This window comes from Nitrosococcus wardiae (assembly GCF_004421105.1).
GTDB lineage: Bacteria > Pseudomonadota > Gammaproteobacteria > Nitrosococcales > Nitrosococcaceae > Nitrosococcus > Nitrosococcus wardiae.
The window spans coordinates 3,953,094-3,978,103 of the sequence record NZ_CP038033.1 but is presented as its reverse complement, the minus strand read 5'-3'; the positions used below and the strand labels follow the sequence as shown (position 1 = coordinate 3,978,103).

General features: G+C 50.8%; 27 protein-coding genes. 16 read left to right on the top strand and 11 right to left on the bottom strand.

From position 1 onward, the window contains the following. Window positions 1-105 precede the first annotated feature (105 nt). Genes E3U44_RS18915 through ccmA form a run of 3 tightly spaced genes read right to left on the bottom strand, consistent with a single transcriptional unit; the run spans window position 106 to window position 2,231 of the window. Window positions 106-858 carry a heme ABC transporter permease gene (locus E3U44_RS18915; protein WP_134359581.1) on the bottom strand — a complete coding sequence of 251 codons (753 nt, stop codon included), beginning with the start codon at window positions 856-858 and terminating at the stop codon, window positions 106-108. A 9-nt stretch (window positions 859-867) separates the two neighbouring features. Beyond that, the gene (ccmB, locus tag E3U44_RS18910) at window positions 868-1,572 is read right to left on the bottom strand and encodes a heme exporter protein CcmB (RefSeq protein ID WP_134359580.1); all 705 of its coding nucleotides are present in this window, start codon (window positions 1,570-1,572) and stop codon (window positions 868-870) included. 8 nt (window positions 1,573-1,580) lie between these two features. Further along, window positions 1,581-2,231, bottom strand: coding sequence for a cytochrome c biogenesis heme-transporting ATPase CcmA (ccmA, locus tag E3U44_RS18905; RefSeq protein WP_134359579.1), 651 nt, complete (start codon window positions 2,229-2,231; stop codon window positions 1,581-1,583). A 365-nt stretch (window positions 2,232-2,596) separates the two neighbouring features. On the opposite strand from ccmA, the gene E3U44_RS18900 reads away from it, so the two are divergent. Together E3U44_RS18900 and E3U44_RS18895 are read left to right on the top strand one after the other, a co-directional pair. Then, on the top strand, window positions 2,597-4,138 hold the full coding sequence (locus tag E3U44_RS18900) for a DUF2868 domain-containing protein (protein ID WP_134359578.1): 1,542 nt from the start codon (window positions 2,597-2,599) through the stop codon (window positions 4,136-4,138). A gap of 2 nt (window positions 4,139-4,140) precedes the next feature. After that, window positions 4,141-5,544 carry a DUF3482 domain-containing protein gene (locus E3U44_RS18895; protein WP_134359577.1) on the top strand — a complete coding sequence of 468 codons (1,404 nt, stop codon included), beginning with the start codon at window positions 4,141-4,143 and terminating at the stop codon, window positions 5,542-5,544. 67 nt (window positions 5,545-5,611) lie between these two features. On the opposite strand, the gene speD is transcribed toward E3U44_RS18895, so the two are convergent. The 3 genes from speD to E3U44_RS18880 all read right to left on the bottom strand — a co-directional run bounded on the left by speD (window position 5,612) and on the right by E3U44_RS18880 (window position 7,439). Continuing rightward, window positions 5,612-6,424, bottom strand: coding sequence for an adenosylmethionine decarboxylase (speD, locus tag E3U44_RS18890; protein ID WP_134359576.1), 813 nt, complete (start codon window positions 6,422-6,424; stop codon window positions 5,612-5,614). Window positions 6,425-6,505: 81 nt separating this feature from the next. Beyond that, a complete protein-coding gene (locus E3U44_RS18885; RefSeq protein ID WP_134359575.1) occupies window positions 6,506-6,904 on the bottom strand; it encodes a VOC family protein in 399 nt (132 codons plus the stop codon). Between the two features lie 115 nt (window positions 6,905-7,019). Next, entirely contained in the window at window positions 7,020-7,439 is a 420-nt protein-coding gene (locus tag E3U44_RS18880; protein ID WP_134359925.1) for an OsmC family protein, read from the bottom strand. 115 nt (window positions 7,440-7,554) lie between these two features. On the opposite strand from E3U44_RS18880, the gene crp reads away from it, so the two are divergent. Further along, a complete protein-coding gene (gene crp / locus E3U44_RS18875; RefSeq protein ID WP_134359574.1) occupies window positions 7,555-8,205 on the top strand; it encodes a cAMP-activated global transcriptional regulator CRP in 651 nt (216 codons plus the stop codon). Between the two features lie 57 nt (window positions 8,206-8,262). Here crp and E3U44_RS18870 read toward each other — a convergent pair whose 3' ends face one another. Both E3U44_RS18870 and E3U44_RS18865 read right to left on the bottom strand, forming a co-directional pair. Beyond that, on the bottom strand, window positions 8,263-10,032 hold the full coding sequence (locus E3U44_RS18870) for an SLC13 family permease (RefSeq protein WP_134359573.1): 1,770 nt from the start codon (window positions 10,030-10,032) through the stop codon (window positions 8,263-8,265). Window positions 10,033-10,229: 197 nt separating this feature from the next. After that, window positions 10,230-10,418 (bottom strand): CPXCG motif-containing cysteine-rich protein, encoded by a 189-nt coding sequence (locus E3U44_RS18865; protein ID WP_134359572.1) that lies wholly within the window; start codon window positions 10,416-10,418, stop codon window positions 10,230-10,232. 133 nt (window positions 10,419-10,551) lie between these two features. Between E3U44_RS18865 and E3U44_RS18860 the strand changes: the two genes are divergently transcribed. From E3U44_RS18860 to dcd, 5 genes are all read left to right on the top strand, one after another. Beyond that, on the top strand, window positions 10,552-11,250 hold the full coding sequence (locus E3U44_RS18860; protein WP_134359571.1) for a TIGR04283 family arsenosugar biosynthesis glycosyltransferase: 699 nt from the start codon (window positions 10,552-10,554) through the stop codon (window positions 11,248-11,250). Between the two features lie 50 nt (window positions 11,251-11,300). Then, the gene (locus E3U44_RS18855) at window positions 11,301-11,939 is read left to right on the top strand and encodes a TIGR04282 family arsenosugar biosynthesis glycosyltransferase (RefSeq protein ID WP_134359570.1); all 639 of its coding nucleotides are present in this window, start codon (window positions 11,301-11,303) and stop codon (window positions 11,937-11,939) included. A gap of 364 nt (window positions 11,940-12,303) precedes the next feature. Beyond that, window positions 12,304-12,696, top strand: coding sequence for a hypothetical protein (locus E3U44_RS18850; RefSeq protein WP_134359569.1), 393 nt, complete (start codon window positions 12,304-12,306; stop codon window positions 12,694-12,696). An 11-nt stretch (window positions 12,697-12,707) separates the two neighbouring features. Then, the gene (gene yajC, locus E3U44_RS18845; protein ID WP_134359568.1) at window positions 12,708-13,043 is read left to right on the top strand and encodes a preprotein translocase subunit YajC; all 336 of its coding nucleotides are present in this window, start codon (window positions 12,708-12,710) and stop codon (window positions 13,041-13,043) included. A 139-nt stretch (window positions 13,044-13,182) separates the two neighbouring features. Continuing rightward, window positions 13,183-13,749 (top strand): dCTP deaminase, encoded by a 567-nt coding sequence (gene dcd, locus E3U44_RS18840; RefSeq protein WP_134359567.1) that lies wholly within the window; start codon window positions 13,183-13,185, stop codon window positions 13,747-13,749. Here the strand turns inward: dcd and purN are convergent. Beyond that, window positions 13,730-14,362: a phosphoribosylglycinamide formyltransferase gene (purN, locus tag E3U44_RS18835; RefSeq protein WP_134359566.1), complete on the bottom strand. Its 633-nt coding sequence runs from the start codon at window positions 14,360-14,362 to the stop codon at window positions 13,730-13,732. The two genes, dcd and purN, sit on opposite strands and share 20 nt — an antisense overlap. Continuing rightward, window positions 14,359-15,435: a phosphoribosylformylglycinamidine cyclo-ligase gene (gene purM / locus E3U44_RS18830; protein WP_134359565.1), complete on the bottom strand. Its 1,077-nt coding sequence runs from the start codon at window positions 15,433-15,435 to the stop codon at window positions 14,359-14,361. The genes purN and purM overlap by 4 nt, the downstream gene beginning before the upstream one ends. 154 nt (window positions 15,436-15,589) lie before the next feature. On the opposite strand from purM, the gene E3U44_RS18825 reads away from it, so the two are divergent. The 8 genes from E3U44_RS18825 (at window position 15,590) to E3U44_RS18790 (ending at window position 24,393) form a co-directional block, all read left to right on the top strand. Then, window positions 15,590-16,648: a DUF2066 domain-containing protein gene (locus E3U44_RS18825; protein WP_134359564.1), complete on the top strand. Its 1,059-nt coding sequence runs from the start codon at window positions 15,590-15,592 to the stop codon at window positions 16,646-16,648. A gap of 15 nt (window positions 16,649-16,663) precedes the next feature. After that, entirely contained in the window at window positions 16,664-17,269 is a 606-nt protein-coding gene (locus E3U44_RS18820) for a CDP-alcohol phosphatidyltransferase family protein (RefSeq protein WP_134359563.1), read from the top strand. A gap of 12 nt (window positions 17,270-17,281) precedes the next feature. Beyond that, on the top strand, window positions 17,282-17,989 hold the full coding sequence (gene hda / locus E3U44_RS18815; RefSeq protein WP_134359562.1) for a DnaA regulatory inactivator Hda: 708 nt from the start codon (window positions 17,282-17,284) through the stop codon (window positions 17,987-17,989). Window positions 17,990-18,007: 18 nt separating this feature from the next. Further along, a complete protein-coding gene (locus tag E3U44_RS18810) occupies window positions 18,008-19,054 on the top strand; it encodes a hypothetical protein (RefSeq protein ID WP_134359561.1) in 1,047 nt (348 codons plus the stop codon). 51 nt (window positions 19,055-19,105) lie between these two features. After that, window positions 19,106-20,836: a single-stranded-DNA-specific exonuclease RecJ gene (gene recJ, locus E3U44_RS18805; RefSeq protein ID WP_134359560.1), complete on the top strand. Its 1,731-nt coding sequence runs from the start codon at window positions 19,106-19,108 to the stop codon at window positions 20,834-20,836. A gap of 5 nt (window positions 20,837-20,841) precedes the next feature. Next, the gene (locus E3U44_RS18800; protein ID WP_134359559.1) at window positions 20,842-21,723 is read left to right on the top strand and encodes an NAD(+) kinase; all 882 of its coding nucleotides are present in this window, start codon (window positions 20,842-20,844) and stop codon (window positions 21,721-21,723) included. Further along, window positions 21,720-23,426, top strand: coding sequence for a DNA repair protein RecN (gene recN / locus E3U44_RS18795; protein WP_134359558.1), 1,707 nt, complete (start codon window positions 21,720-21,722; stop codon window positions 23,424-23,426). The genes E3U44_RS18800 and recN overlap by 4 nt, the downstream gene beginning before the upstream one ends. Window positions 23,427-23,631: 205 nt before the next feature. Then, window positions 23,632-24,393: a MarC family protein gene (locus E3U44_RS18790; protein ID WP_134359557.1), complete on the top strand. Its 762-nt coding sequence runs from the start codon at window positions 23,632-23,634 to the stop codon at window positions 24,391-24,393. Here E3U44_RS18790 and E3U44_RS18785 read toward each other — a convergent pair. After that, a complete protein-coding gene (locus E3U44_RS18785) occupies window positions 24,390-25,001 on the bottom strand; it encodes a CPBP family intramembrane glutamic endopeptidase (protein WP_134359556.1) in 612 nt (203 codons plus the stop codon). The two genes, E3U44_RS18790 and E3U44_RS18785, sit on opposite strands and share 4 nt — an antisense overlap. Between the last annotated feature and the right edge of the window lie 9 nt (window positions 25,002-25,010).

Below are 25,010 nucleotides of genomic sequence, written 5' to 3'. Positions count from 1 at the left end.
TCCAGCGATATCATTGAGAAAGTCTGCCCGTGAAATGGACCCTAGAAAGGGTATGGTAGTTCATCGTTATTCGCAAAACTTAAACCAGTCGAGGAAATAAAGAAGCTATGAAGAACCGAGTACTTGTTTGACCCAGTTGTTATTGCGTTCCCGCTCAAGGAGCTCCGAACGAGTCCGATGCAGGAGTAGAGCTCCATAGTAAGTCATGAATGCGGTCGCCATGATGAGCAAGGGGACCAGCATACTCCAGTGAATGGAAGGAGCGTCGAATTTAGTGACCGTCGGCCCTTGATGCAGGGTATTCCACCATTCTACCGAGTAATGGATAATGGGCAAATCCACTACCCCGACCAAGGCGAGGATAGCAGTCGCCCGGGCGGCTTGCCGGGGATCCTCGATGGCTGACTGCAGGGCCATGTAACCTAAATAGAGGAATAACAGGACTAACTCCGAGGTCAGGCGCGCATCCCATACCCACCAGGTTCCCCACATGGGCTTGCCCCACAGTGATCCTGTAATCAGCGCCAACAAAGTAAAGGAAGCGCCCAATGGAGCGCTGGCACTACCAATGGCTTCCGCAACCTTGACCCGCCAGATTAAGGCGATGGCGCCTGCTGAGGCCATAACCATGTAAATGAACAGAGACATCCAGGCGCTCGGGACGTGGATGAATATAATTCGGTAGCTATCACCCTGCTGGTAATCCACGGGGGCTATCACCAGTCCCCAGTAGAGGCCGACAATTATCAAGAGCGCAGTTATGCTTGCCAGCCATGGAATCAGGCGGCTAGACCAAATGTAAAAGTGCTTGGGTGATGCCAAATGCTGGTATCGATGATGGAAGGGTAGGTAGTGCATCGGTTTTGCTCAACTCATTCGGATACATAAAGCGGCCGAGGTGGCTATGGGCGCCAGGGTTGCGGCCAGTATTAATAGGGCGCTAAGAAGATAAAGCTGCCCATCGGCAGGTAAGCCTTGGGCTGCAGTTTCTACAGCACCAGCACTGAAGATTAATATGGGGACATATAATGGGAGCAGTAACAAGGCAAGCAATAGCCCACCCCGTCTTAATCCTACAGTCAGGGCAACACCCACTGCCCCCACCAAACTCAGAGCCGGTGTGCCTACCAAGAGAGTAATTAATAAGACAGCCAGAGGCCAACCCGAAATGCCAAATATTAACCCTAAAAGGGGCGCTAGCAGGAGCAGTGGCAGGCCTGTAGCTAGCCAATGAGCAAAAGTTTTTGCAAGCACCAATAGGGGCAAGGGATGAGGACTTAGAATCAGCTGTTCTAGGCTGCCGTCATCAAAATCCGAGCGGAACATTGCTTCTAGAGAAAGCAAAGTGGCAAGTAAAGCTGCAATCCAGATGATACCCGGTGCAATTTGCCGTAAAATCTCAGTTTCTGGTCCGATGCCAAGTGGAAAAATACTGGCTACCATCATAAAAAAAAGGAGTGGATTGGCCGCATCGCTGCGATGTCTGAGTACCAAGAGAAGATCCCGCTTGGCGAGCCACCAGCAAGCTTGGGAGAGGGTAGAGCCGTTCATCGGTAAGGCTAAACTAGTCATAGGGAAGTCTAGGCAGAAATTTCTAAGGTTCGAGCGTGGGCGATATTGATGGCGTGATGGCTGGTAAAAACCGCCATTCCTCCTGCCGCAGCATGCTCCTCCAGTAAGGTAGCGATGGTCCGGATGGCCACCTTATCCAAAGCTGTAAAGGGTTCGTCCAGAAGCCATAGCCGTGCCCGATTTACTAAGAGTCGCGCGAGCGCCAAACGACGGCGTTGTCCTGCCGACAGGAAACGGCCAGGGAGTTCCCGGATTCTGGATAAATCTACCCGTTCTAGGGCCTGTTCTGGGTCTATGCCTCCCCCATTGAGTGCCCCCGCTATTATGAGATTCTCGCGGGCAGTCAAATCTCCCTTGATGGCATCGGTATGGCCGACATAGGCAAGTTCGCTGTGATACAGCGGCTTTATCTTATTAATAGGTTGTCCACGCCACAGGAGCGTGCCTTTCTCGGGTATCAATAAGCCACACAGTAGCCGTAGTAAGCTGGTCTTGCCTGAGCCGTTGTGACCGGAGACCTCAAGGACGTCTCCCGCCTTAACGGTAAAGCTCATATTTTCAAACAGTAATCGCTCACCACGACGGCAAGTCAGCTCTTCCACTTGGAGCTGTGGTTGCCCTGGATCCGGTACCGTCTGTTTACCGTTGTTTTCGCCCATGATTAGGCTTTCCTTTCCCCCTGTGTACTCAAATTGACAGAATATAATAGCATGATTGAAGATTTTACCATTTTACCACCACTAGCCGAGAGATTTATGAAGGGGAAAGCCGCCAGGGGCTGCCAGGGCCCTGAAATATGCTACACTAGCTAGGTTATACCCGAAATTAGACTAACAGTTCAAATGTAGTTTCACACTCCCCCTATTGGCTCAATATTTTAGTTAGTTAGCCTGTCGTTATGATGGGTGTAAATACCACAAACCATCATGCCCTAGTAATTCGTTAGAGGCGGGTAGCCGGTGTTTAAATATCATGTCCTGTCTTGAAGGGCCTCGTCACCTTTTGAATTAGAAACAGTGGCTTTATGGAGCATGCATCACATCGTTCGATTCTCGCCGACTTAGTAGACCTCAGCATGCAAATGGATTTGGATGCAGCCATGGATCCTGGAGAGTTGCGCCACCGTGACCGTCATATTGGGCGGGAACTGAGGCACCTTGAAAATAAACCCCGGAGTCAGCTTCGTCACTGGTTATGGCGAGTCACGGAGGGTAAAAGGGAGCTTCCTGGCGATAATGCCGCCAGAATCCTTCGTTTAATTACGCTGACATTGTTTTTTTTGGGGGTGATTGCCGGCTGGGTAACTGTTTTAGGGGTGTTCGCCTATGATGGTACGCAACCGGTCAATGTGGTCAGCGTATTAGCAGTATTTGTGGGGCTTCAACTCTTGCTTTTGTTGATGTCCGCTATAATTGCGCTGCCCCGGAATTTACTCCGATTTATCCCTGGAGCACGGTTGCTGCAGGATCTCTTTGGTGTGTTGAGCCCAGGGCGATTAGCCCCTGTCATTGTACGCTTTTTATCACCAGACTATCGCTTAGCCCTTGAGGCTGCCTTAGGCCACCAAAAGGCGCGCCACATCACCTACGGTCAACTGAGAAAATGGTTGATATTACAGCTTTCCCAGGTGTTCGCCGTGGCTTTTAATTTGGGCGCATTAATGAGTTGCCTTTATCTAGTCACCATTTCTGATCTGGCTTTTGGGTGGAGTACTACCCTGGAGTTCCAAACTGAAAGGTTCCAGTGGCTTATGCAGCAACTGGCTTGGCCCTGGCGTGATTGGTTAGGGGGGGCGGTTCCTTCTGTCGAACTCATTGAAGTGACCCGGTTTTATCGATTAAATGGGGGAATGTTGCCCAACGGAGTGAAGTTGGTAACTAAGGATTTGGTGGCACTTGGGCAGTGGTGGGAATTTCTGTTCATGTGCATCATCTTTTATGGGCTATTGCCAAGGCTTTTCACATTAGCTTTCGCCCATTGGCGTTTTAATGCTGCGCTAAATAGCGCTTTAATCCATGCACCAGGGGCTACCCAGGTTCTTGATCGCATGAATCATGCGGTGGTTGAAACAGCGGCGGTAGAGCCTGAAGCAAGGGTAGTACCCGTTCTAGAGGCAATACAACCTTTTCATAGTGAGAGTTTTGCCGGAGCTAAAGGATATCTGGTTAACTGGGCCAGGATTAATATGGATGAACGCCGCCTGGAAGATGCGTTGCGGTTGGCTATGGCGGTAAACATCAGTCATGTACTCCATGCGGGGGGTAAAAATCCCATCGAGCAGGACCAGCGTATCATTGAGGAATTGCGTACGGTGGGAGGTGAAGTCGCTATTATCATTACTGTCAAGTCATGGGAACCTCCTCTTTTGGATTTCTTGGATTTTTTAGAAGCGCTTCGGACTGCTTTGGGACCGCAACGGCTGATTACAGTAATCCCACTGGCGCTCAACTATGAGCGCGATCTTGTTGCTGCCGAGCCCAATGACTTAGAGATTTGGCGGAAAAAACTGCAAGGCCTGGGGGACCCACAGCTTGATTTCCGGCCATTAAATTTCGAGGCAAGCTAATAATGTCGGCTCCCGTCTTTGCCGTAGTGGGTCATCCTAACAAGGGCAAATCAAGTATTGTAGCCACGCTTGCCCAAGATGAATCGGTCCAAATTTCATCGATACCGGGTACTACCGCCAAATGTCGTCACTTCCCCATGAAGGTGGATGGCGAGGTTCAATATATCTTAATAGATACGCCCGGGTTTCAGCGGGCGCGGCAGGTACTGGCATGGATGAAAGCGCGAGCGGCAACGGCAGCAGAACGGGCCGCCGTCGTCCGCCAATTTGTGAAGACTCATCGCAATACAGGTAAGTTTGTGGATGAATGTGAACTGCTTGATCCCCTGATGAGGGGGGCCGGTATTTTGTATGTCATTGATGGTTCCCGCCCCTATGGTGAGGAGTATGAAGCTGAGATGGAAATCCTGCGGTGGACAGGGCAACCTAGCATTGCGCTTATTAATATGATTGGCCACGACAATTATATTGAAGAATGGCGCGCGGCATTAAGCCAATATTTTAGGATTGTCCGGGTATTTAACGCCGTTACGGCAGAGTTTCACAAGCGTCTTGAATTACTCAAGGCCTTTGGTCAACTGCGAGAGGAATGGCAGTCGCCACTGAGCCGAGCAGTGAAAATTCTAGAAGAAGATCGTTGTGCTCGGCGTCAACGCAGTGCTTTGCGCATTGCTGAGATGTTAGCGGATATGATTACGCTTAGCGTGACCAAGCGGGTCTCTTCTGAGGAGGATCCCCGCGCCTATGAATTGCCGTTGGCTAAAAAATATAAAGCAAAGTTACGTAGCTTTGAGCAAAAAGGCCGCCGCGCTATTGAAGATATTTATGATTACCATGAATTGAAAAGTCAAGAAAAAGAAATTGAAATACTCGATGAGGATCTCTTTTCTCTAGACAGTTGGAATATTTGGGGACTAAAACGGCGTCAACTGCTTGCAACCGGGGCCGCAAGCGGGGCACTCGTCGGATCGGGGGTGGATTTAGCCGTAGGAGGAACTTCTTTTTTGCTGGGGGCTGCCGTTGGCTCTATGGTGGTGGGAGCTTCAGCCTGGTTCTCTTATAATCGTATCTCGGACGTCAAAATGCTAGGGTTGCCATTGGGTGGAACAGAATTGCGAGTTGGCCCAGCACGCAATATCAATTTCCCCTATGTTGTGCTGGGGCGAGCACTCTATCATCATGCTGCCGTAACACGTCGGACTCACGCCCAACGGGATATTCTCAGCCTTGATAATGCCACTGAAACTGCGAGCGCCCGCTCTATCCCAGAGCATCAGCGGAAAAAATTAGAAAAGCTATTTACCCCACTTCGAAACACTGATGACGGCAGCTTCGATCCGGTCTTGGTAGACCACCTTGCCGGGATTATTGAGGGGGTCATGGAAGAGACGGATCGAATCATCTAGGCCCTTGTGTTAAGGGACAGTAATTTCCTGTTTTTTTTCACTTTAACTTTTAAAATCATTTCCAAAGTTATTCAATATGAGGCATATTCTTGCCATAGAAAATCTCTAGCATCTCGGTTTTAACTCGGTTGGCAATTTTTTGCTGCTCCCTAGGTGCGAGATCAGAGGCATTTCCTCCAAATAGGTAATCATCAAGATCAAAATTCTTAAGCATCATCTTGGTGTGAAAGATGTTTTCCTGATAGATATTGACATCGATCATGTGGTACCGTTCCTTGGTATCTTCAGCGATGAAGTTTTGAATGGAGTTTATAGCATGATCAATAAAATGCTTACCTCCATCTACACTGCGGGTAAAACCCCGGACTCGATAATCCATCGTCACGATATCTGATTCTAAGCTATGGATGAGATAGTTGAGTGCTCGCAAGGGTGAGACCCGACCACAGGTAGAAACATCAATATCAGCACGAAATGTACTAATCCCATTTTCCGGGTGGCTTTCCGGATAAGTGTGGACGGTAAGATGACTCTTGTCTAAGTGGCAGACAAGGCTTTCTGGCAGAGGACCTGGCTCTTCTGTGCTGGTGAATTGTTCCCTCTCCTTAGTATCATCCTCAGCAATCAACATGGTGACGCTGGCCCCCTGGGGCTCATAATCTTGCCGGGCAACGTTGAGGATATTGGCACCGATAATTTCAGCCACCTCGGTCAGGATATGGGTCAATCGTTCAGCGTTGTACTCTTCGTCGATATACTCAATATATTCCCGACGCTGCTGAGGTGTTTGCGCATAGCAAATGTCATAGATGTTAAAGCTCAACGTTTTGGTTAAATTATTGAAGCCATGTAGCTTGATCTTATTAAAGAGAGGTGTCATTGTTTGTGTCTCTTTCCTCCTCGCTGACTAATGACAACCCTAGGAGATATTGCCCGCCCTCATGGGCGGCGCATTATCTCACTATTTTTCGGCAAGAGAAGAGTGGTAAATGAGTTGTAGCGTTGTGCCTGCAGGATCAGTGCAGTAGAAGCTACGGGTGCCATCACGGTGGGTGCGTGGCGTTGCCTTTATAGGCACATGGTGAGCCTTGAGATACTCATACCAGGTATCTACTGCCTCAGGGGTAGGAATGATAAAGCCAATATGATCCAATCTCTGTGGCCCTATCGGGGATTGATCCGGAGGCGTTCGATGGAGTGCCAGGTTGTCATGACCTGAGGTAAGATACACATTATCTGCATCTGGACGCCATTCGACTCGCATCCCCAGAAGGGCTACATAGAAATTCTCACAGGCCTCAAGATCACTCACGAATAAGGCGACATGGCGCAGGCCGGCCGTTGCTGGAGGCTTATCCAATGATTACTGCCCTCTCAATTGATCCCAAATCTAAATTTTAGTTCTACCATTACCATAAGTTCTAATACAAGTCCGTTGTCTCTAATTGGGCGCGGACTAGGCTTCCTCTCCTAAATTAGCCGAGGTCAATGATCTCATAGCTGTGACTAATAGCAGCAGTTTGTCCTAACATGATAGAGGCCGAGCAGTACTTTTCGCTAGAAAGCTCAATAGCTCGTTTAACATGGTGCGCTTTAAGTCCGTGGCCGGAGACTTTAAAGTGGACATGAATATGGGTAAATATTTTAGGTATGGTTTCTGCTCGCTCGGCCGAAATCTCTACTTCGCAATCGGTAATCGGTTGTCGGCTTTTCTGTAGGATTTGGACGACATCGAAGGCAGTGCAGCCGCCCATTCCCAACAGGAGCATTTCCATAGGACGAATGCCCAAATTGCGCCCGCCACTCTCTGGAGGACCCTCCATCACTACGGTGTGGCCGCTTCCTGATTGGCCGGCGAAACTGCTTCCCTCAATCCATTTAATACGTGCCTTCATCGGCGATAACTCCCGTGTCATTAAAGATGCTCTTATCGCTGCCAATATTACTATATGAATTGACTTAGGATGAGGGCTCCACACTATGACTGAACCTCTGTTAGGAAGGACGACAATGCTACGGAATTTGCGCTCAGAGGGGGAACCTTCCATTGAGCATTTTCTTGAGTACTGCCATATTAAGAATTTTCCTGCCAAGGCACCTATTGTGCATCCTGGAGACCCGGCAGATACCCTTTATTACATCCGCAAAGGTTCAGCAACCGTCTATATGGAAGATGAGGAGGGGAATCAACTCATCTTAGCGTACCTTAACAAGGGGGATTTCATCGGTGAGATGGGGGTATTTACCGAACTCCAAAATCGGAGCGTGTTAGTACGGGCTCGAACCCCCTGCCAATTAGCGGAAATCACCTATGAACGATTGCGGCTTTTAGTTCAAGGTCCGCTTGCTGAGCATTATCATCGGATCCTCCTCGCTCTTGGGCGTCAGCTCACTCGACGCCTACTAGAGACTAACCGCAAAGTGGGCCATCTCGCCTTTATGGATGTCGCCGGCAGGATTGCGCGGACATTGCTCGATCTGTGCCAGCAGCCTGATGCCATGACTCACCCCGATGGTATGCAAATCCGTATTACCCGGCAGGAGATAAGTCGGATTGTGGGTTGTTCTCGGGAGATGGCAGGAAGGGTGCTTAAAGAGCTACAGCAACAGGGCTTGATTTGGGTTAAAGGCAAGACTATTGTGGTCTATGGTACTCGCTAGTCCAAATATATTACCGGATTTTCCAAGAAATTAATACCCAGTATCTTCAATAGATATTTAAAATGGCCATATTCTGGGGGCAATAAAAACAGTCATTCCCCATACCAAGAGGTTAAGTGGAAGTCCGATTCGGAGATAGTCCATAAAATGATAGCCGCCAGGACCATACACCATTAAGTTCGTTTGGTAGCCTATTGGAGTGGCGAAGCTGGCCGATGCGGCGACCATGATGGAAATGGCAAAGGGTATGAAGTTAACCCCAAGGTTATCGGCGGTCGCCAAGGCGATAGGGAACATGAGGACGGCGGCGGCATTATTGGTGATGACTTCGGTCATCAGTACAGTGAGCAAGTGCACGACAGCCAGGGCTATCCAGGGGTCATCGCCTACGAAGCTCAGTACCATGTGGGCGATATTTATAGCAGCACCGGTATGTTGCAGCGCCTGGCCAAGAGCCAAAGAGGCCGCGATGACGATAAGTATCTGCCAGTCCACGCTGCGGCGTGCAGCTGCGGTGTGAATGCATCGAGTCATAATCATGAGCCCGGCAGCAACGAGGGCGGCTTCTAACAAGCTGAGCCATTGTAAAGTCACAGTACTCACCATGGCCACTAAGATGGTAAGGGCTATCCAAGCCCGGTCATGGCGAGGAGGATTGGAGTCGGCCACTTCGCTGACCAGAAAAAAATCCCGTGAGTTGCGCTGTTGTTCTAAAAAGGAAGGACGAGTTTCTAAAAGAAGGGTATCTCCAGGCTGGAGGATAATATCGCCAATCTTCCCGCCGACTCTTTCCCCATTACGTGCCACTGCAATGACGACTGCATTATAGACACTGCGGAATTGGCCTCCGCGGATTGTGGTCCCCACCAGCGGGCAGGTATTAGAGACGACTGCTTCAATCAGGCAGCGCTCGGAGCGGGGTGAATCGAGCTTAAACACCTGGTTAGTGGCAGGCATTAGCCCGCGAATCTTCTGCAGGTCCTTGACAGTATCGATTACCCCCACAAAGATCAGCCGATCGTTGGCCTGGAGCCTCTCATTGGGCCGCACTGCGGGGATAACTTGATCCTGGCGGTTGATTTCAACCAGATACATGCCTGGCAGATTGCGTAAGCCTGCATCTTCAATGGTGCGCCCTAGCAGGGGGCTACTGGATTGAACCAGCATCTCCATCGTATATTCCCGAGGATCGTCCCAGCTGCTGAAAACGGGTTTCCGATCCGGAAGTAACCAACGTCCGAATAGGAGTATATAAATAATCCCCAATACTGCGATAGGCACTCCCACCCAGGCGATTTCAAACAAGCCTAGGTCGGTATATTTAGCTTGCGTGATTAGCAGACCATTAACGACAAGATTGGTACTGGTGCCGATGAGGGTGCAAGTTCCTCCTAAAATGGCCGCGTAGCTTAGGGGAATCATGAGCTTTGAGGTGGACAGACTGTGCCGGCGAGCAAAATCAGTGATTACAGGGATAAGCATGGCCACCACGGGGGTGTTATTCATAAAAGCGCTCACGGTGACAGTGGGGACCATAATCCGGGCTTGGAGCCAGACTAGCGAGCGGTCATTGCCCAGCAGATGATGGGCCAGCCAGTCAATGCCGCCGGTTTCGCGCAGGCCTGCAGCGACGATAAATAGCACGCCGACTGTCGCCATTGCCGGGTTAGATAAACCCGCTAAGGCCTCTGTAGGGGTGAGTACGTCAGCAAGTAGCAATAAGGTTACTCCGCCGACCACGATAACATCGGGGGGTTTGCGGGTGAACATTAATAATCCCAGGATGAGGACGATAACACCTAGGGTCAGCCATGCCTCAAAGCTCATTATTTTTGCTGCCTGATAGAAGGAATTATTTTGGTCGTTTGCCGGCCCATTGTCCCTAAACTTTCTTATAGTCCAAAAAACAAAAAAATTAATTTATTATTCAATTATATTATAAAGATAACAGTGTCCTGAGGAATAATGGTTTGTGGTAGGCTCTTTTTGCAAGAGGATCATGCCAGATAGGCATTTTCTATGCTTTATTCATCTTCCCGTAGGGCTTCTAGGCGCAATAATCTCCCATTCTCGTCAACTCGAAGATGGAAGAGAATGGGGTGGCAGCACAGTGTACAATCCTCATAGTAAGTTTGGTTCCCGGCTGAGCAGTCTGCCAGGGTTTCAAACTGTGTTCCACAGTAAGGACAAATGACGGTTACCAGCTCGGTCATAGGGATGTGGGTGTCTCTATCTGATTAAAGAAAAAGCTCAGGATTCGAAATAAATGACGATTTGGTGCGTCTATAGAGAAGCTTGTTAATAAACTCTCATTTTGCACAGTATTTTTAATATAGTGGCTAAACAATGCGAATATCCATTATTATTCCTACCCTCAACGAAGCGGTTGGGATTTGTGAGGCCCTCCAACGATTACAGCCACTGCGGGTAAAGGGACATGAGATTATTGTCGTTGATGGTGGGAGCTCCGATCAGACTGCCTTTCTAGCCCAACCTCTAGCCGATTGTTTCTTAGTCGCCCAACGGGGCCGTGGTATACAAATGAATGTTGGAGCTAGGGTAGCCGGAGGTGAGATATTGCTTTTTCTCCACGCCGATACTCGCTTGCCGGGAGATGCTGAGAACGCAATCATAGCTGGACTTTCAAGGAGTCACTATAAGTGGGGGCGTTTTAATGTGCGTCTCTCAGGTCGATCAACTTGGTTCCGGGTCATTGAATGGAGCATGAATTGGCGTTCTCGATTAACTGGAATTGCCACCGGGGATCAGGCCCTGTTTGTTGAGAGGGAAGCTTTTGAGGCGGTTGAAGGATTTCCTGAGATACCATTGATGGAAGATGTTGTGTTGAGCCGGCGCTTAAAGCGTTTGAGTTGGCCCTTGTGTTTGAGTTCTACTGTGATGGCTTCTAGCCGTTATTGGGAAGCGCGAGGCGTTCTCCGCACGATATTGTTGATGTGGTCTTTACGGCTGGCCTATTTTTTGGGTGTGAGCCCTGAACGTTTAGTGCAGATCTACTACCGGAGTGAATATAAGGAATATGGCTAGCGGGTATTAGGTTAGGGCGTTGTTTCTGAAACTAGGCGTTCATTAAGTTAATGGAATTCCCTGACGCTCGATTATTGGTTTTCGCCAAAGCCCCTGTTCCAGGCCGGGCTAAGACACGCCTGATTCCAGCCCTGGGAGCCTATCATGCGGCGGCGTTGCAACGCCAATTTGGTGAATACACCCTGACACGGGCGACTGAAGCTAAGCTTTGCCCTGTTGAGTTGTGGTGCAATCCGGATACCCGCCATCCTTTTTTTGCCCACTGCCGCCGTAAATTTGGGGTACCCTTACAAGCTCAGCAGGGTGCGGATCTTGGGAGGCGGATGCAGGGAGCTTTGGCGATCGCTTTACGGCAGGCGAAGTTTGCAGTGCTTATTGGCACAGATTGTCCTGGATTAACGGCCGAGGATTTGTATGGCGCACTTGCTGCTCTGGCAGCAGGTGCGGATGTGGTTTTAGGCCCTGCTGAGGATGGGGGGTATGTCCTCATTGGCGTACGCCGCTGTAGCCGCCGGTTGTTCTCCGGAATATCCTGGGGCAGCCATCACGTGTTGGAACAGACCCGAGCCCGTTTGCAGATGCTTAATTGGCGAGGGAAGGAATTAGCCCCCCGATGGGATGTGGACCGTCCTTGCGACCTAAGAAGAATGGAGCAGGACTATCCGGGCACCCTGACCCGATTTCTATGACCCTAATTGATTCGCCTTTTTTCTATTCCCAGGTTAGGATAGTCTAGTTTTGTCCGTCATCCCTATGCCTAGGCGCATAGTTGTCGAGTACTCTAGCAGGATAGGGCGAGAGCAGAGGGGATCCCATACCCCAAAGCTTTTGCCGAAGTATTTAAAGACGAAGAGTTGGTATTACTTTGCCTCTTTATAAAATCGTGGCCTGGTTGTGGCAATAGATGTGGCCGCTTTTTCCCCCTTGCTAGGGGAGATCCTTTCTCTGCCTAATTCTAGTGTAGGGCATTATATGGTATTGGGTTTATTCGTTGAGACGAAAGGATGTCGTTTCTCTAAACATAAAATGACGAGTGATTTGAGGGAGAACGTTATGAGTTCCAGAAGTATTCTTGGTCTTACTTTTCTTTTTCTTAGCTACATTTTCGTAGGTGCCACGGTTTATGCTCAGGCTGTTGTTAAAGAGCCCTCAGATATTGTAGGGACCTGGGAAATGGAGAAGACGGCGCAGAGGCAAGATGGGAGCAATAGCAATAAAGAATTTGCCATGTGGGATTTTCATTCCGATGGGGCAGTGGAGATTTCTGGCTACAACAAGTTTCTTAAGCAAAAGACCACCTTCAACAAAACTTACAAAATTGTTGAAGAATCCGTGATTAAGGTCAAGGATGATTTAGGCACGACTACGTATAAAGTCGTCGAAAAAAGCAATGGTAGAATGATCCTGAAGGGGCCTTACGGATACCATTTCTTCAAGAGGAAATAAGGGCAACAAAAATGAATTTTTTTATTGCAGAGGCTTGGGCTCAAAATGGCCCGTCGCCAGAGGCCACTGGATCATTCTGGGTACCTTTGCTCATATTCAGCACCATTTTTCTCGTTTATTATTTACTTGCGATACGCCCCCGATTAAAGCGCCATAAAGAGCGCCTCCGTATGCTCGCTTCCGTAAGCAAGGGTGATGAAATTGTAACCAATGGAGGATTATGGGGACGAGTTCTCCAAGTGGGCGATAATTTTCTACTCTTAGAATTGACGGAAGGAATAGAAGTTAAAGTTGAAAAGGGCGCGGTATCTCGGGTATTGCCCAAAGGAACGGGAAAAAGCTTATAACAAATGACAAGAAAAAGGCCCGTCAGGGAATGGCGGGCCCGCTCACCGCTCAACTTGTTCTTATTAATTTTTTTGAGCTGTGCTCTGGTGTCGCCCGAACTTCCTCACCTCCCTGGCAAATCCATTCTCCATTCGTCAAATGAGCATTAAATCCGATAAATGGATTCGTCACATGGCGCGAGAGCACGGTATGATAGAGCCTTTCGAGCCACGTCAAATCCGGGAATCCAATAACGTACGCATTATCTCTTATGGCACCTCAAGCTATGGTTATGATATCCGGTGTTCTAATGAATTTAAGATTTTCACCAACATTAATTCCGCCATTGTTGACCCTAAGAATTTTGATGCCAACAGCTTTGTAGATGTGCGATCCGATGTTTGTATCATTCCTCCCAATTCCTTTGCTTTAGCGCGAACCGTGGAATATTTCCGGATTCCCCGTAGCGTGCTCACCATTTGTTTGGGAAAATCCACTTATGCCCGCTGTGGGATCATTGTCAATGTTACCCCCTTGGAACCCGAGTGGGAGGGGTATGTGACATTGGAGTTTTCAAACACGACACCTCTGCCGGCTAAAATCTATGCCAACGAAGGCGTCGCTCAGGTAATATTTTTGGGATCTGATGAGCCTTGCGAGACTTCGTACCGGGATCGTAGTGGCAAATACCAGGGCCAAACCGGCGTTACGCTTCCAAAGGCTTAAGCCAGAGAACCTGTTCCCCTTCAAGGCGTATTCTGCCCTCGGCGAAGGCCCGGATCGCTTCAGGATAAATACGGTGTTCCTCCTGTAATACCCGCGCCGCTAGAGTGTCGGGGGTATCATCAGGGTAGACCGGCACCCGGGCTTGCAGGATAATGGGTCCCCCATCGACTTTATTGGTGACAAAGTGCACGCTGGCGCCGTGCTCCCTCAGTCCTGCCTGAAGTGCTCGTCGGTGAGTATCTAGGCCCGGGAAATGTGGCAACAGGGAAGGGTGAATGTTCATCAGACGCCCTTGGTAATGGTGGACAAATCCAGCGGTCAAGATACGCATAAAACCCGCAAGTACCACGAGTTCAGGAGCGTAACGGTCAATCACTTCCATCAAAGCCAGGTCAAAAGCTTCTCGGTTAGGGTACAGGCGATGGTCAAGGACTCGGGTTTCGATCCCCGCGAGGCGGGCCCGTTCAAGCCCCTGTGCTTGGGGACGATTACTGATTACCGCCCGAATCTCCACCGGTAATTGCCCAGTGCGAGATTGATCGAGAATGGCTTGAAGATTACTCCCTCGGCCAGAGATGAGGATAACCAGGGGTAAGCGTTGGCTATTAGTCACGATTGGCTTCCTGAGTTAAGGATGACCCCTGGTCTTTCGTTTCCCTTCGGCACCACTTGACCTATCAGCCAGGCGGTCTCGCCAAGATTGCTTAAAAGTTCCAGAGTCTGTTCGGCATCTGTTTGGTCTACACAGACCACCATGCCAATTCCACAATTAAAAGTAAGGTAGAGTTCTTTCTCAGGGAGATGTCCCTGCTGTTGCAGCCAGTTAAAAATGGGTGGGCGTGGCCAGCGGGAAGTCTCAATCTCAGCACTTAGCCCTGGAGGTAGCACCCGCGGCAAGTTCTCTGGCAGCCCCCCTCCGGTGATGTGGGCGAGAGCATGGACCTCAATCGTTTCCAGCAGTTGTAATAGCGGTTTGACATAGATGCGGGTGGGCGTTAGCAGGGCGTCGCCCAGTGTCTGCTCCCCGAAGGGGCTGTCCAGCGAATAGGAACTATGTTCAAGAACCTTACGGATCAAGGAATAGCCGTTGGCGTGAGGTCCAGAAGAGGCGATTCCGATAAGGCTGTCGCCAGCTTGTACCCGACTCCCATCAATAAGGCGCTCCTTTTCCACCACGCCGACACCAAAGCCAGCTAGATCATAGTCACCGGCTTGGTAAATCCCCGGCATTTCCGCTGTTTCTCCACCGACTAAAGCTGCCCCAGCCAATTCACAGCCATGGGCAATGCCCTCAATAATTTCGGCGGCGACATCAACCTCTAGTTGGCCCGTGGCATAGTAGTCTAGAAAAAAGAGCGGCTCGGCCCCTTGAACGACGATATCATTGACGCACATAGCCACGAGATCAATTCCGATGCTCTGGTGACGATTCAATTGAATGGCCAGTTTGAGTTTTGTGCCTACACCATCGGTGCCCGCTACCAATATGGGATGTCGGTAGCGGTTAACCGGGAGCTCGAACAAGCTACCAAAACCCCCTAAGCCGCTTAATACGCCGGGGCGGGCTGTCCGAGCTGCAGCAGGTTTAATCCGCTGTACGAGGCGATTGCCCGCCTCGATATCAACACCGGCAGCGCGGTAGCTTAAAGAGAAGTCGGGAGAAGGAGACTGTTTTTGTTTGCTCATAGGGTGATTTGTCTTTACCCCGCATGTTGTGCTAGACGGAAGAAGATAGTTTCTGTTTAATTTAACCTAAGTATTAGGGTAACAAATTGAGAAGTGTTCTGGTTCTTTCTTTAGGTTAGCGCTGTTGGGACCCTATGCATGATAGACTAGAATTATGAAGCAAATTGTCTTAGCAATAGTGATATTGGGGATAATGCCGTTGCCGGTTCAAGCCATCGGTGCAGTGGAGCTTTATGAAGCCCAGGTGGTGGTCAGTAGCCAATCTCCGGAAGAACAAGCAGAGGCGGTGAAAGAAGCTTTCCAGAAGGTCTTGTTAAAGGTGACGGGGAATCGCCACGCCTTGGCCGAAGCCCCCCTTGCCTCCCTACTTGAGGAAGCCTCCAATCTGGTACAACAATTTCGTTACAACACTCCGGAAGAGGAAAAGGAGGCAACTACCTTTTGGGTTCGTTTTGATCCCCGGGGTGTGAGGCAATTATTGCGGCAAAGAGGGTTGCCCATGTGGGGTCGAGCGCGCCCTACCCTGCTATTATGGGTGGCGATTGAAGATGGCAGCCAGCGTTATTTATTGGATGCAAGTATCGCCTCGCCTATTGTCGAAACCCTAAAAGCTCAGGCAGAAAGCCGGGGGATAGCTGTGCTTTTTCCGCTTTGGGACTTAGAAGATCAATCGCAGCTGTCTTTTACCGATGTTTGGGGTAACTTTCCTGAACCCATATTGGCGGCTTCAAACCGTTATCCCACCTCGGTACAGCTAGTGGGGCGTTTGCTGCGCCAAGGGGTTGATGATTGGCAGGCTCGTTGGACTCTTTACGGCGGCGCTGAGCCAGGGCGAAGCTGGCACATTGAGGGCGAGCTTGAGCCGGCATTACGCGCCGGTATTGATGAAGCAGTCGATGTGATCGCTGCTCGGGTAGCACCTGTTACCGGAAATAATTCCCAATCCTCAGTACAGGTCAGGGTGACCGAGGTGACCTCGTTTATGGATTATGCCCGCCTCTCTTCTTATCTCAGTGGCCTTAGCCAAGTGATTGCCATACAACCGGTACAACTATCCCGGACGGAAGCCAAGTTTAGACTCAAGCTGCAAGGGGGAGCCGAGGCTTTGGCCACCTCTATCCAGTTTGGGAGGATCTTGGCACAGGCAACAGAAGGTGAGGCTACCGAACCGGGTGGGACGAATACGGAACTCAATTATCGACTATTGCCGTGATGTTATAGCAACACAATGCAGGTGAGAAATATTCCCAACCTTCTTACGGTAATACGCATCTTGTTGGTGGCACCGCTCATCTATGTGTTGCTCCAAGAAGACTATTTTTTTGCTTTGTGGATTATCCTGGTGGCAGGTGCCTCCGACGGTTTAGATGGATTTCTTGCTAAGCATTACCGCTGGCAGAGTCGCCTGGGCTCTATCCTTGATCCGTTGGCTGATAAGCTGTTACTCATCTCAAGCTTTATTGTGCTGGCTTGGTTAGGACATCTTCCCTATTGGTTGGTGCTGTTAGCTCTCGGCAGGGATCTGGCCATTGTGCTGGGTGGTTTTGCTTACCACTTTTTGGTTGGTCCTTTTGAGATGGAGCCAGTTCCACTCAGTAAGCTTAATACTTTATGCCAAATCTTATTGGTCGTCGCCATTATGATTAGTCAGTTGCCAGAATTGGATATTCCGCAATTGACGGGTTGGCTTATCTATTTGGTGGCGCTCACCACCCTTTTAAGCGGTATACAATATATTTGGCATTGGGGGGGACAAGCTTGGCGGGCGAGCAGAACCCGAAAGGCACATCCTGAATCCCGTCGGCAACGACCAGAAACCACCAATCACGGGTGAAGGATTTCGCTTTTGGTTACTCAGCAACTTCCTCTGCCCATTGGCGAGTACGGCGCTCCTAGTTTTGAAAATTATTACCTCGCTGATACCAATCGCGAGCCGGTTGCAGCGGTAGAACGTTGTGGGCGAGGGGAGGGGGAGCGTTTCCTCTACCTTTGGGGACCTGCTGGAGTGGGGAAAACCCACTTACTTCTGGCGGCTTGCCAGGCAGCAGCACAAAGAGGCGAGCGGGTAGCCTATGTGCCCTTAAAGCGGGCAGATACCCTGGCCCCTGAAATTCTACGCGGGCTGGAGGCGGCTGCCCTCGTTGCCATCGATGATATTGATCGGATTGCCGGCTGTCGCTACTGGGAAGAATCCTTGCTTCATCTTTATAACCTCTCGCGGGAGGGCCCCAGCCAACTCCTATTGGCTTCTGCCAAAAAACCCAGTGGGCTTTGTTTGCTTCTACCTGATCTCCGCTCCCGTCTAGGGTGGGGGCTTGTGTATCAACTCCAGCCATTGGATGATCACCAAAAGCATGCTGCCTTAAAACTTCAGGCTGCCAAAAGAGGCATGGAGTTGCCGGATGAGGTGGCGGCCTTCTTATTGCGCCATAGTGACCGGGATATGCATTCCCTAAGCGATTTGCTGGCACAATTGGAGCGTGCCTCCATGGCGGCTCAGCGGCGGCTGACCATCCCTTTTGTACGGCAAGTGTTAGGCATACAACTTCGTTAATTACCGCAGGTCCCCACTTTGTTGCTTCGAACTTCACCTTTACATCTGACTCTGGTCGTTCCGGGCCTTATTCCAGCACTGGAAGCAGAGGCCACAGTGGGGTTTCGGCTGCCGTTTCTGGAACGTATAGTGGCACAGGCGAGCTCCGAGGTGGTGGCTCCATCCCTATATGAGATTTTACTATTCCATTTGTTTGGTCTCCCCCAATCAGGACCGATGGATCTCCCCTTAGCTCCGCTGATGTATTCCTGGGATAAGGGAGGGCTTCCCCTTGAACCGGGCTGGTGGTTACGGGCTGATCCCGTGTGTTTGCAGCCTGATCGGGATCGCTTGGTGTTATTTGGACCCCGCTCTCTGGAGCTCAATCAAGCTGAGTCCCAGTCTCTGGCCAGGACTGTGGCCCCCTTATTTACGGAGTATGGTTGGCAGCTTGAGGCACTGCAGCCGGATCGCTGGTATCTCCGATTGCCTCAGCCAGAAAAGGTCACTTTTACTGCCTTGGCTGCGATCGAGGGGAGACATATTGAGCCTGGGCTTCCCGTGGGTCCTGAGGCTTCCCGTTGGCGAGCCTTGCTCAATGAAATCCAGATGCTTCTCCATGATTGTCCCCTCAACCGTGAGCGAGAAGAACGAGGCCTATCGCCGGTCAATAGTTTATGGTTCTGGGGGGCCGGGGAAGCCCCCTCCTGTCCAGCTGCGTCCTTATGGCAACAGGTGAGTTGGGGCAAGGAGCCGCTGCTTCAAGCCTTGGCTGCCTATTGCAAAATTCCGGGCAAACCTATACCGGCAGGGGCTAGCACTTGGCTAGCACAGAACTCGGCGCCGGGTAACTATTTAATGGGATTGGATTCCCTGTTGCAAGGGACGGATCCTTTGCATTACCGTGAGATTTTGTTGGCGTTGGAAGAAAACTGGTTTAGGGTGTTACATGCTGCACTGCGGGATAGAAGGTTAGCCAGCTTAACCTTCTATCCGCTAAATGGGCATGGCTATCGTTTAACCGGATTGCAGAGTTGGTACTTGTGGCGGCGTCCGCGCCCCCTCATAAAAAGTCCTGGAGCTTGAGCCTGTGATGATAAATACCATAAAAATAATTAGAAAATCGAGCTGTTGTTAATGGTGGGCAAGCTTCTCAAGCGACGCCCCCTTGATAACCCTGAATTGCCAGAGACGATCCATCCGGTATTGCGCCGAGTGTATCGAGCGCGGGGGGTTAAGGCTCCGGATGAGCTTGACTATGCCCTAGAACAGCTGCCTTCTCCTTGGTTGCTAAGTAATATCAAAACTGCAGTGACTTTGTTGGCGGAGGCCTTGGCGCAGGGCTGGCGGATATTGGTGGTTGCCGATTTTGATGCCGATGGCGCCACCAGTTGCGCCCTGGCGGTGCGGGCGCTCCGCCTGATGGGGGCAAGGGAAGTGGATTATCTGGTACCGAACCGGTTTATCCATGGCTACGGGCTGACTCCCGCCATCGTGGCGGAGGCTATAGCCCGGGGTCGGCCAGATCTAATCATTACTGTGGATAATGGAATCTCCAGCATTGATGGTGTGCAAACGGCGCGAGAGGCTAATATCCGCGTGTTGATTACGGATCACCACTTGCCAGGGGTGACCCTGCCGGCTGCGGATGCCATTGTCAATCCTAATTTGCCCGATGATCCTTTCCCTAGTTCTTGTTTAGCAGGGGTAGGGGTCATCTTTTACGTAATGCTGGCTTTACGGGCTCACTTAAGAGAACAGGGATGGTTTGCCCGATCAGGTAAGAGGGAACCCAGCCTTGCGCCTTTGCTGGATTTGGTGACTCTGGGGACGGTGGCTGATGTGGTACCTTTAGATCAGGTCAACCGAACCCTTATTGCCCAGGGACTGGCCCGGATTCGGCGGCGCCGTTGTTGTGTCGGCATTCAGGCGCTTGCCGCCTGCGCACGGCGTTCCCTTGAAAATTTTACCACCAGCGATCTGGGCTTTGGGGTGGGGCCTCGGTTAAATGCCGCTGGACGTTTAGAGGACATGAGTCTGGGGATTGCTTGTCTGCTGACTGATTCCCCGGAGGTGGCTCAACAGCAGGCCAACGAACTTGATGCACTCAATCGAGAGCGGCGAGAGATCGAAGCAGCCATGCAGAATCAAGCGGCGATTCACTTGGAAAATCTAGTTTTTCCAGGAGAGGAGAAGGGGCCGCTGGGCTATTGCTTATTTGATGAATCGTGGCATCAGGGGGTGATTGGTTTGCTTGCTTCCCGAATCCGGGAGCAAGTCTACCGTCCAGTGATTGCCTTTGCCCCCCACGATAACGAGGAATTGAAGGGTTCAGCCCGCTCTATCCCCGGCCTCCACATTCGTGATGCCTTAGATAGGGTGGCAACCCGGTACCCGAATCTGCTAACCAAATTTGGTGGTCATGCCATGGCCGCCGGTTTAAGTTTGCAACGGATCCATTTGGACCCCTTTCGGGCTGCTTTTTTGGAAGTGTTGGAGGCCCAACTTGATGAGGAAACCTTGGAAGATATTATTCTCAGCGATGGGGAATTAGATCGTTGGGACCTGGGACTGGCAGAAACCCTGCGGGACGGGGGGCCCTGGGGCCAAGGATTCCCGGAACCGTTGTTCGATGGCGTATTTTGGGTAGAAGGATTTCGTCTTGTCGGTGAGGTGCACCTTAAGTTGGCCTTGACGACTCTCGATAGCCGCCAGCGATTGGAGGGGATTGCTTTTCGTTGTCTTCCCCCGGATTGGCTTGAGGTTGGCATGAAAATAAAGCTTGCTTACCGGCTGGATGTCAATATATATCGGGATTTGCGCACCGTGCAATTGGTGGTGGAATATCTAGAGCCGGTTGAACGGTAAGAGTAATGGCAAAGCCTTTTAAAACGATAGGGCTCATTGGCAAGCAAAAGGACCCTCGGATTGCTGAATCCTTGCAGCAGGTTGCTGATTTCCTAGTAGCGAAGGGGCTGGAGCTTGTTATTGATCAAGATACGGCCGCTCTCTTTCCCAGTCAGCATTGGCAAGCCGTGCCACGCCATGAGTTAGGCCAGCACTGTGATTTGGCCATTGTGGTAGGGGGTGACGGTACTTTACTCCATGCCGCGCGGAATCTGGCGGATTCGGGGATTCCCTTGCTGGGTATCAAGTTAGGCCGGCTTGGATTTCTTGCTGATGTGCTGCCGGAAACCCTGGATACGGATCTGGCCCAGGTCTTGGAAGGGAAATTCCGCGAAGAAGAACGGTTTTTGATCCAGGCGGAACTAGAGCGTGAGGGAAAATCTTATCTTATCGGTACGGCCCTAAATGATGTCACCATGCACATTCGAGAAGTGGTCCGCTTGATTGAGTTTGAGACTTATATCAACGGCCGCTTTCTCAATAGCCAGCGCTCTGATGGTCTGGTAGTCGCCACGCCGACCGGTTCTACCGCCTATGCCCTCTCTGCGGGGGGGCCTATACTGGATGTCAACCTCAACGCTATGGTGCTGGTTTCCATTTGCTCACATGCCCTGAGTAATCGACCCCTCGTGATTGATGCCGATAGTGTGGTTGAAATCGTGGTTAGTGAGCACAATACCACACCGGGCCAGGCTAGTTGCGATGGTCAACCAGGCATAGCGTTGGAAATGGGGGATAAGGTAAAGATATATAAGCGGCCCGGCAGGGTTCGGCTGATTCATCCTGCGGCCCATGACCACTATTCTATTTTGCGTGCCAAGCTGCATTGGGGGCGAAAGCTTGAGTGATTAGGGAGCTGTTTGTCCGGGATCTTGCCATTATCACGGAGTTGGTGCTGCCACTAGAATCCGGGATGACGGCCTTAACCGGGGAAACCGGTGCAGGCAAATCTATCCTGGTGGATGCACTGGGGCTGGTGCTAGGGGACCGAGGCGATGTGACGTTAATACGCCATGGTCAGGAGCGAGCCGAAGTCGGAGCCGTTTTTGAGATTAGGGCTCACGAACCTCTTTTTGCCTGGTTGCGGGCCCGGGATTTAGAGCAAGGAGAGGAATGTGTATTGCGGCGTATCTTAAACCGTGAGGGACGATCCCGAGCGTACATTAACGGCCGTCCCGTGCCTATCCAAGTTTTGCGAGAAGTGGGTAGGTACCTGGTTGAGATTTATGGTCAACACGCCCATCAATCCTTGCTCCATTCTGGGGGCCAGCGGGCACTCCTGGATGCCTACGGCGCGCACAACCTGCTTCTCAAAGAATGGGACAACGCTTACCAGCGTTGGCAGCAACTTAGTCAAGAGTTGGAGACCCTCACCCAGGCGGCCAGTGAACAGACTGCCCGCTTGGAATTGCTCCGCTACCAAGTTGAAGAGCTTGAGGTCTTTCGGCCCGAGCCCGGGGAATTAGAACAACTAGAGCAGGAACAACAGCAATTGGCCCATGGGACGGAGCTGGTTCAAGGGGTTGAGTCAGCATTGGATTTGCTTTACCAGAATGAGCAGGGGGCAATCTATGTCCTGCTCGGTCAGGTAGCTCGCCAATTGGCCCAGCTGCGTGTCATCGATCCTAATTTAAACGCCCCGCTAGAATTAGTGGAGAGCGCTGCTATTCAAGTAGAAGAGGCTGCCAGCGGGTTGCGCCATTACTTGGAGGCGGTGGAGATAGACCCAGAGCAGCTGAAGTGGGTCGAGGACCGTCTATCTGGCTTCTATGAATTGGCCCGCAAGCATCGAATGGAACCCGAGGAACTCCCCGCCTTGGCAGAACGCTTGGCTTCGGAATTGAGAGATTTGGAGACCCTGGATGTGCGCCTTGGCAAGCGACAGGAAGAGTTTGCCACCGCTTCCAAAGAATGCCGCACTTTAGCCGCTAACCTCAGCGAGGCCCGCCGCAAGGCGGCCACAAAGCTGGAGCAAGGGGTGACCGAGGCAATGCAGTCTTTGGCCATGCCAGGAGGATGCTTTAAGGTGGTCCTTTCTCCCTTAAAAGAGGGGGAGTTTTCTGCCCATGGTGCGGAGCAGGTCCAATTTCAGGTCAGCGCCAATCCTGGTCAACCTCCAGGCCCTTTAAGTAAAGTCGCGTCGGGGGGAGAACTATCCCGTATCGGGTTGGCTATTCAGGTTCTGACTTTCCAATATGGAGGGGTCTCGACTCTGGTGTTTGATGAGGTGGATGTGGGTATTGGAGGGGCGGTGGCAGAAACTGTAGGGGCGCGGCTGCGAGAATTGGGTGAGTATCGGCAAGTGCTTTGCGTTACTCATTTACCCCAAGTCGCTGCCCAGGCCCATGCTCAGATCCAAGTCAGTAAGTCTCACCATGAGAAAGTATCCGCTGTTGAACTCACCCTCCTTGACAAGGAAAAGCGAGTGGAGGAGATTGCTCGGATGTTGGGAGGGAAAAAGATCACCGAGAGGTCTCGCGCCCATGCCCGGGAAATGTTAGAAATGGCTCGGCGAAAAAGTAAGGGCAATTCTCCGCATCGCTTGTCTTAAGGAGGGTAATGAACTATATCTCCGAATAAGCCTAATTCTATTTTTGCTTCGGTACGGCCTCTCGATAGCGGGGAAGAATTTCTTTTTGGGGACAGACCTAATATATTGGCGGCCTTCTTGTAGTGAGTGCCTTTGTGCTGAGGGGGCCTGCAGATATGGGTTTCCCAGTAGGTAGTAAAGAAGACTTTCGTATGGAGATGAGCGCATGAACTGGGAATTGCTAGGAAATTTCTTTGCTGCTTTAATAGGTGTGCTCAACCCTATTGGCAAAATTGCGGTCTGGTCTGAATTGACTAGGGCGTTGCCTGGGTCGGTTCGTTTGCGGTTAGCTTTCTGGAACTGTATGATTGCCGGTGGATTACTGCTCTTTTTTCTATGGGCAGGAAAGTCCATTTTGAGTTTTTTCGGGATTCAACTTCCAGCTTTTCAACTAGGTGGAGGTATCCTCCTATTCATGACAGCGATCTCTCTCTTTCACGGAAAAGTGACGGAGGAGCTTCATACTAAGCAGGCAGAGGAACCCGAGCTATCTTCTTCTTCATCTAAGACACCCACTTTCTTTCAGCGTATGTTTTTTTGGATGGCTTCTTCCTTGAGAGGAAACAAGATCCATGCCGAAAAAAAAGAGAGGGTGAGACGATCCCCTGAACTCGAGGCACGGCGCCAGCTTCCGCGCATCGTAGTGCCGATGGCTGTTCCCCTGCTGGCGGGTCCTGGCACCTTGACGACAGTCCTTCTTTTTGGCCTCATGGCACAGGATAGGGATGAATCCTTGCAGCTTTCAGGAATGTTGCTATTGAGCCTTTTCTTTGTTTTGGGCCTGCTTAGCGCAGGTCCTTGGCTTGAAAGGTACATAGGGCAGCCTTTGCTAATCGCTTTCACGCGTATTTTCGCTTTGTTACTCGCAGGGATTGCCGCTCAGCTTATTCTTGAAGGTTTGGCTCCGATCCTGCAAGGGCAGGATTAGGGATGCCGGTGTGCTTGTTCTAATCGGAATGTTCGGACCACCACTAGGAAAGCGAAAAGGTCATAAAGGGTGTGTACCATCATGGGAGTAAGTAAGTTTCGTTGCTCACCGGCATCAAGAAGTAGGCCAAGATAGACACCCATCAAACCTGCTAGCAGAGCGTAGGTTCGGGTAATGAAATGGGCTAAAGCAAATATTAGGTTACTGCCTATTAAACCAAGAAAGGTTCCTCCAATGGATTCTATCCAGGATTGCAAAACCCCACGAAAAAATAATTCCTCACACACGCCCGCGAGCAGAGCGATTAATAGCAGATCGTAGTAGCGGCAGTTATCCAGATAAGGGCCTAAGGTCTCAATTAAAAGCCGCTTGATAGGCCCTAACGGTCCAATAGGAAAGCGGTAAGAGACCCAAAAGAGTAGCATCAAGGGCAATGTTCCTACTACAGTCCAGCCAAGCGCAGACCAGTTGAAGGTAAGATAAGCGAATGGCTTAATCCCCACAAACCATCCCAAGATTAGGCCGACTAATGCTAGCCCGCCCTCGAACACGAAGGCAAGGGTGAGAAAGGCGGTGCGACTGAGAAAAGGGTGAGGGAAAGGAGTCAATACTTTGGC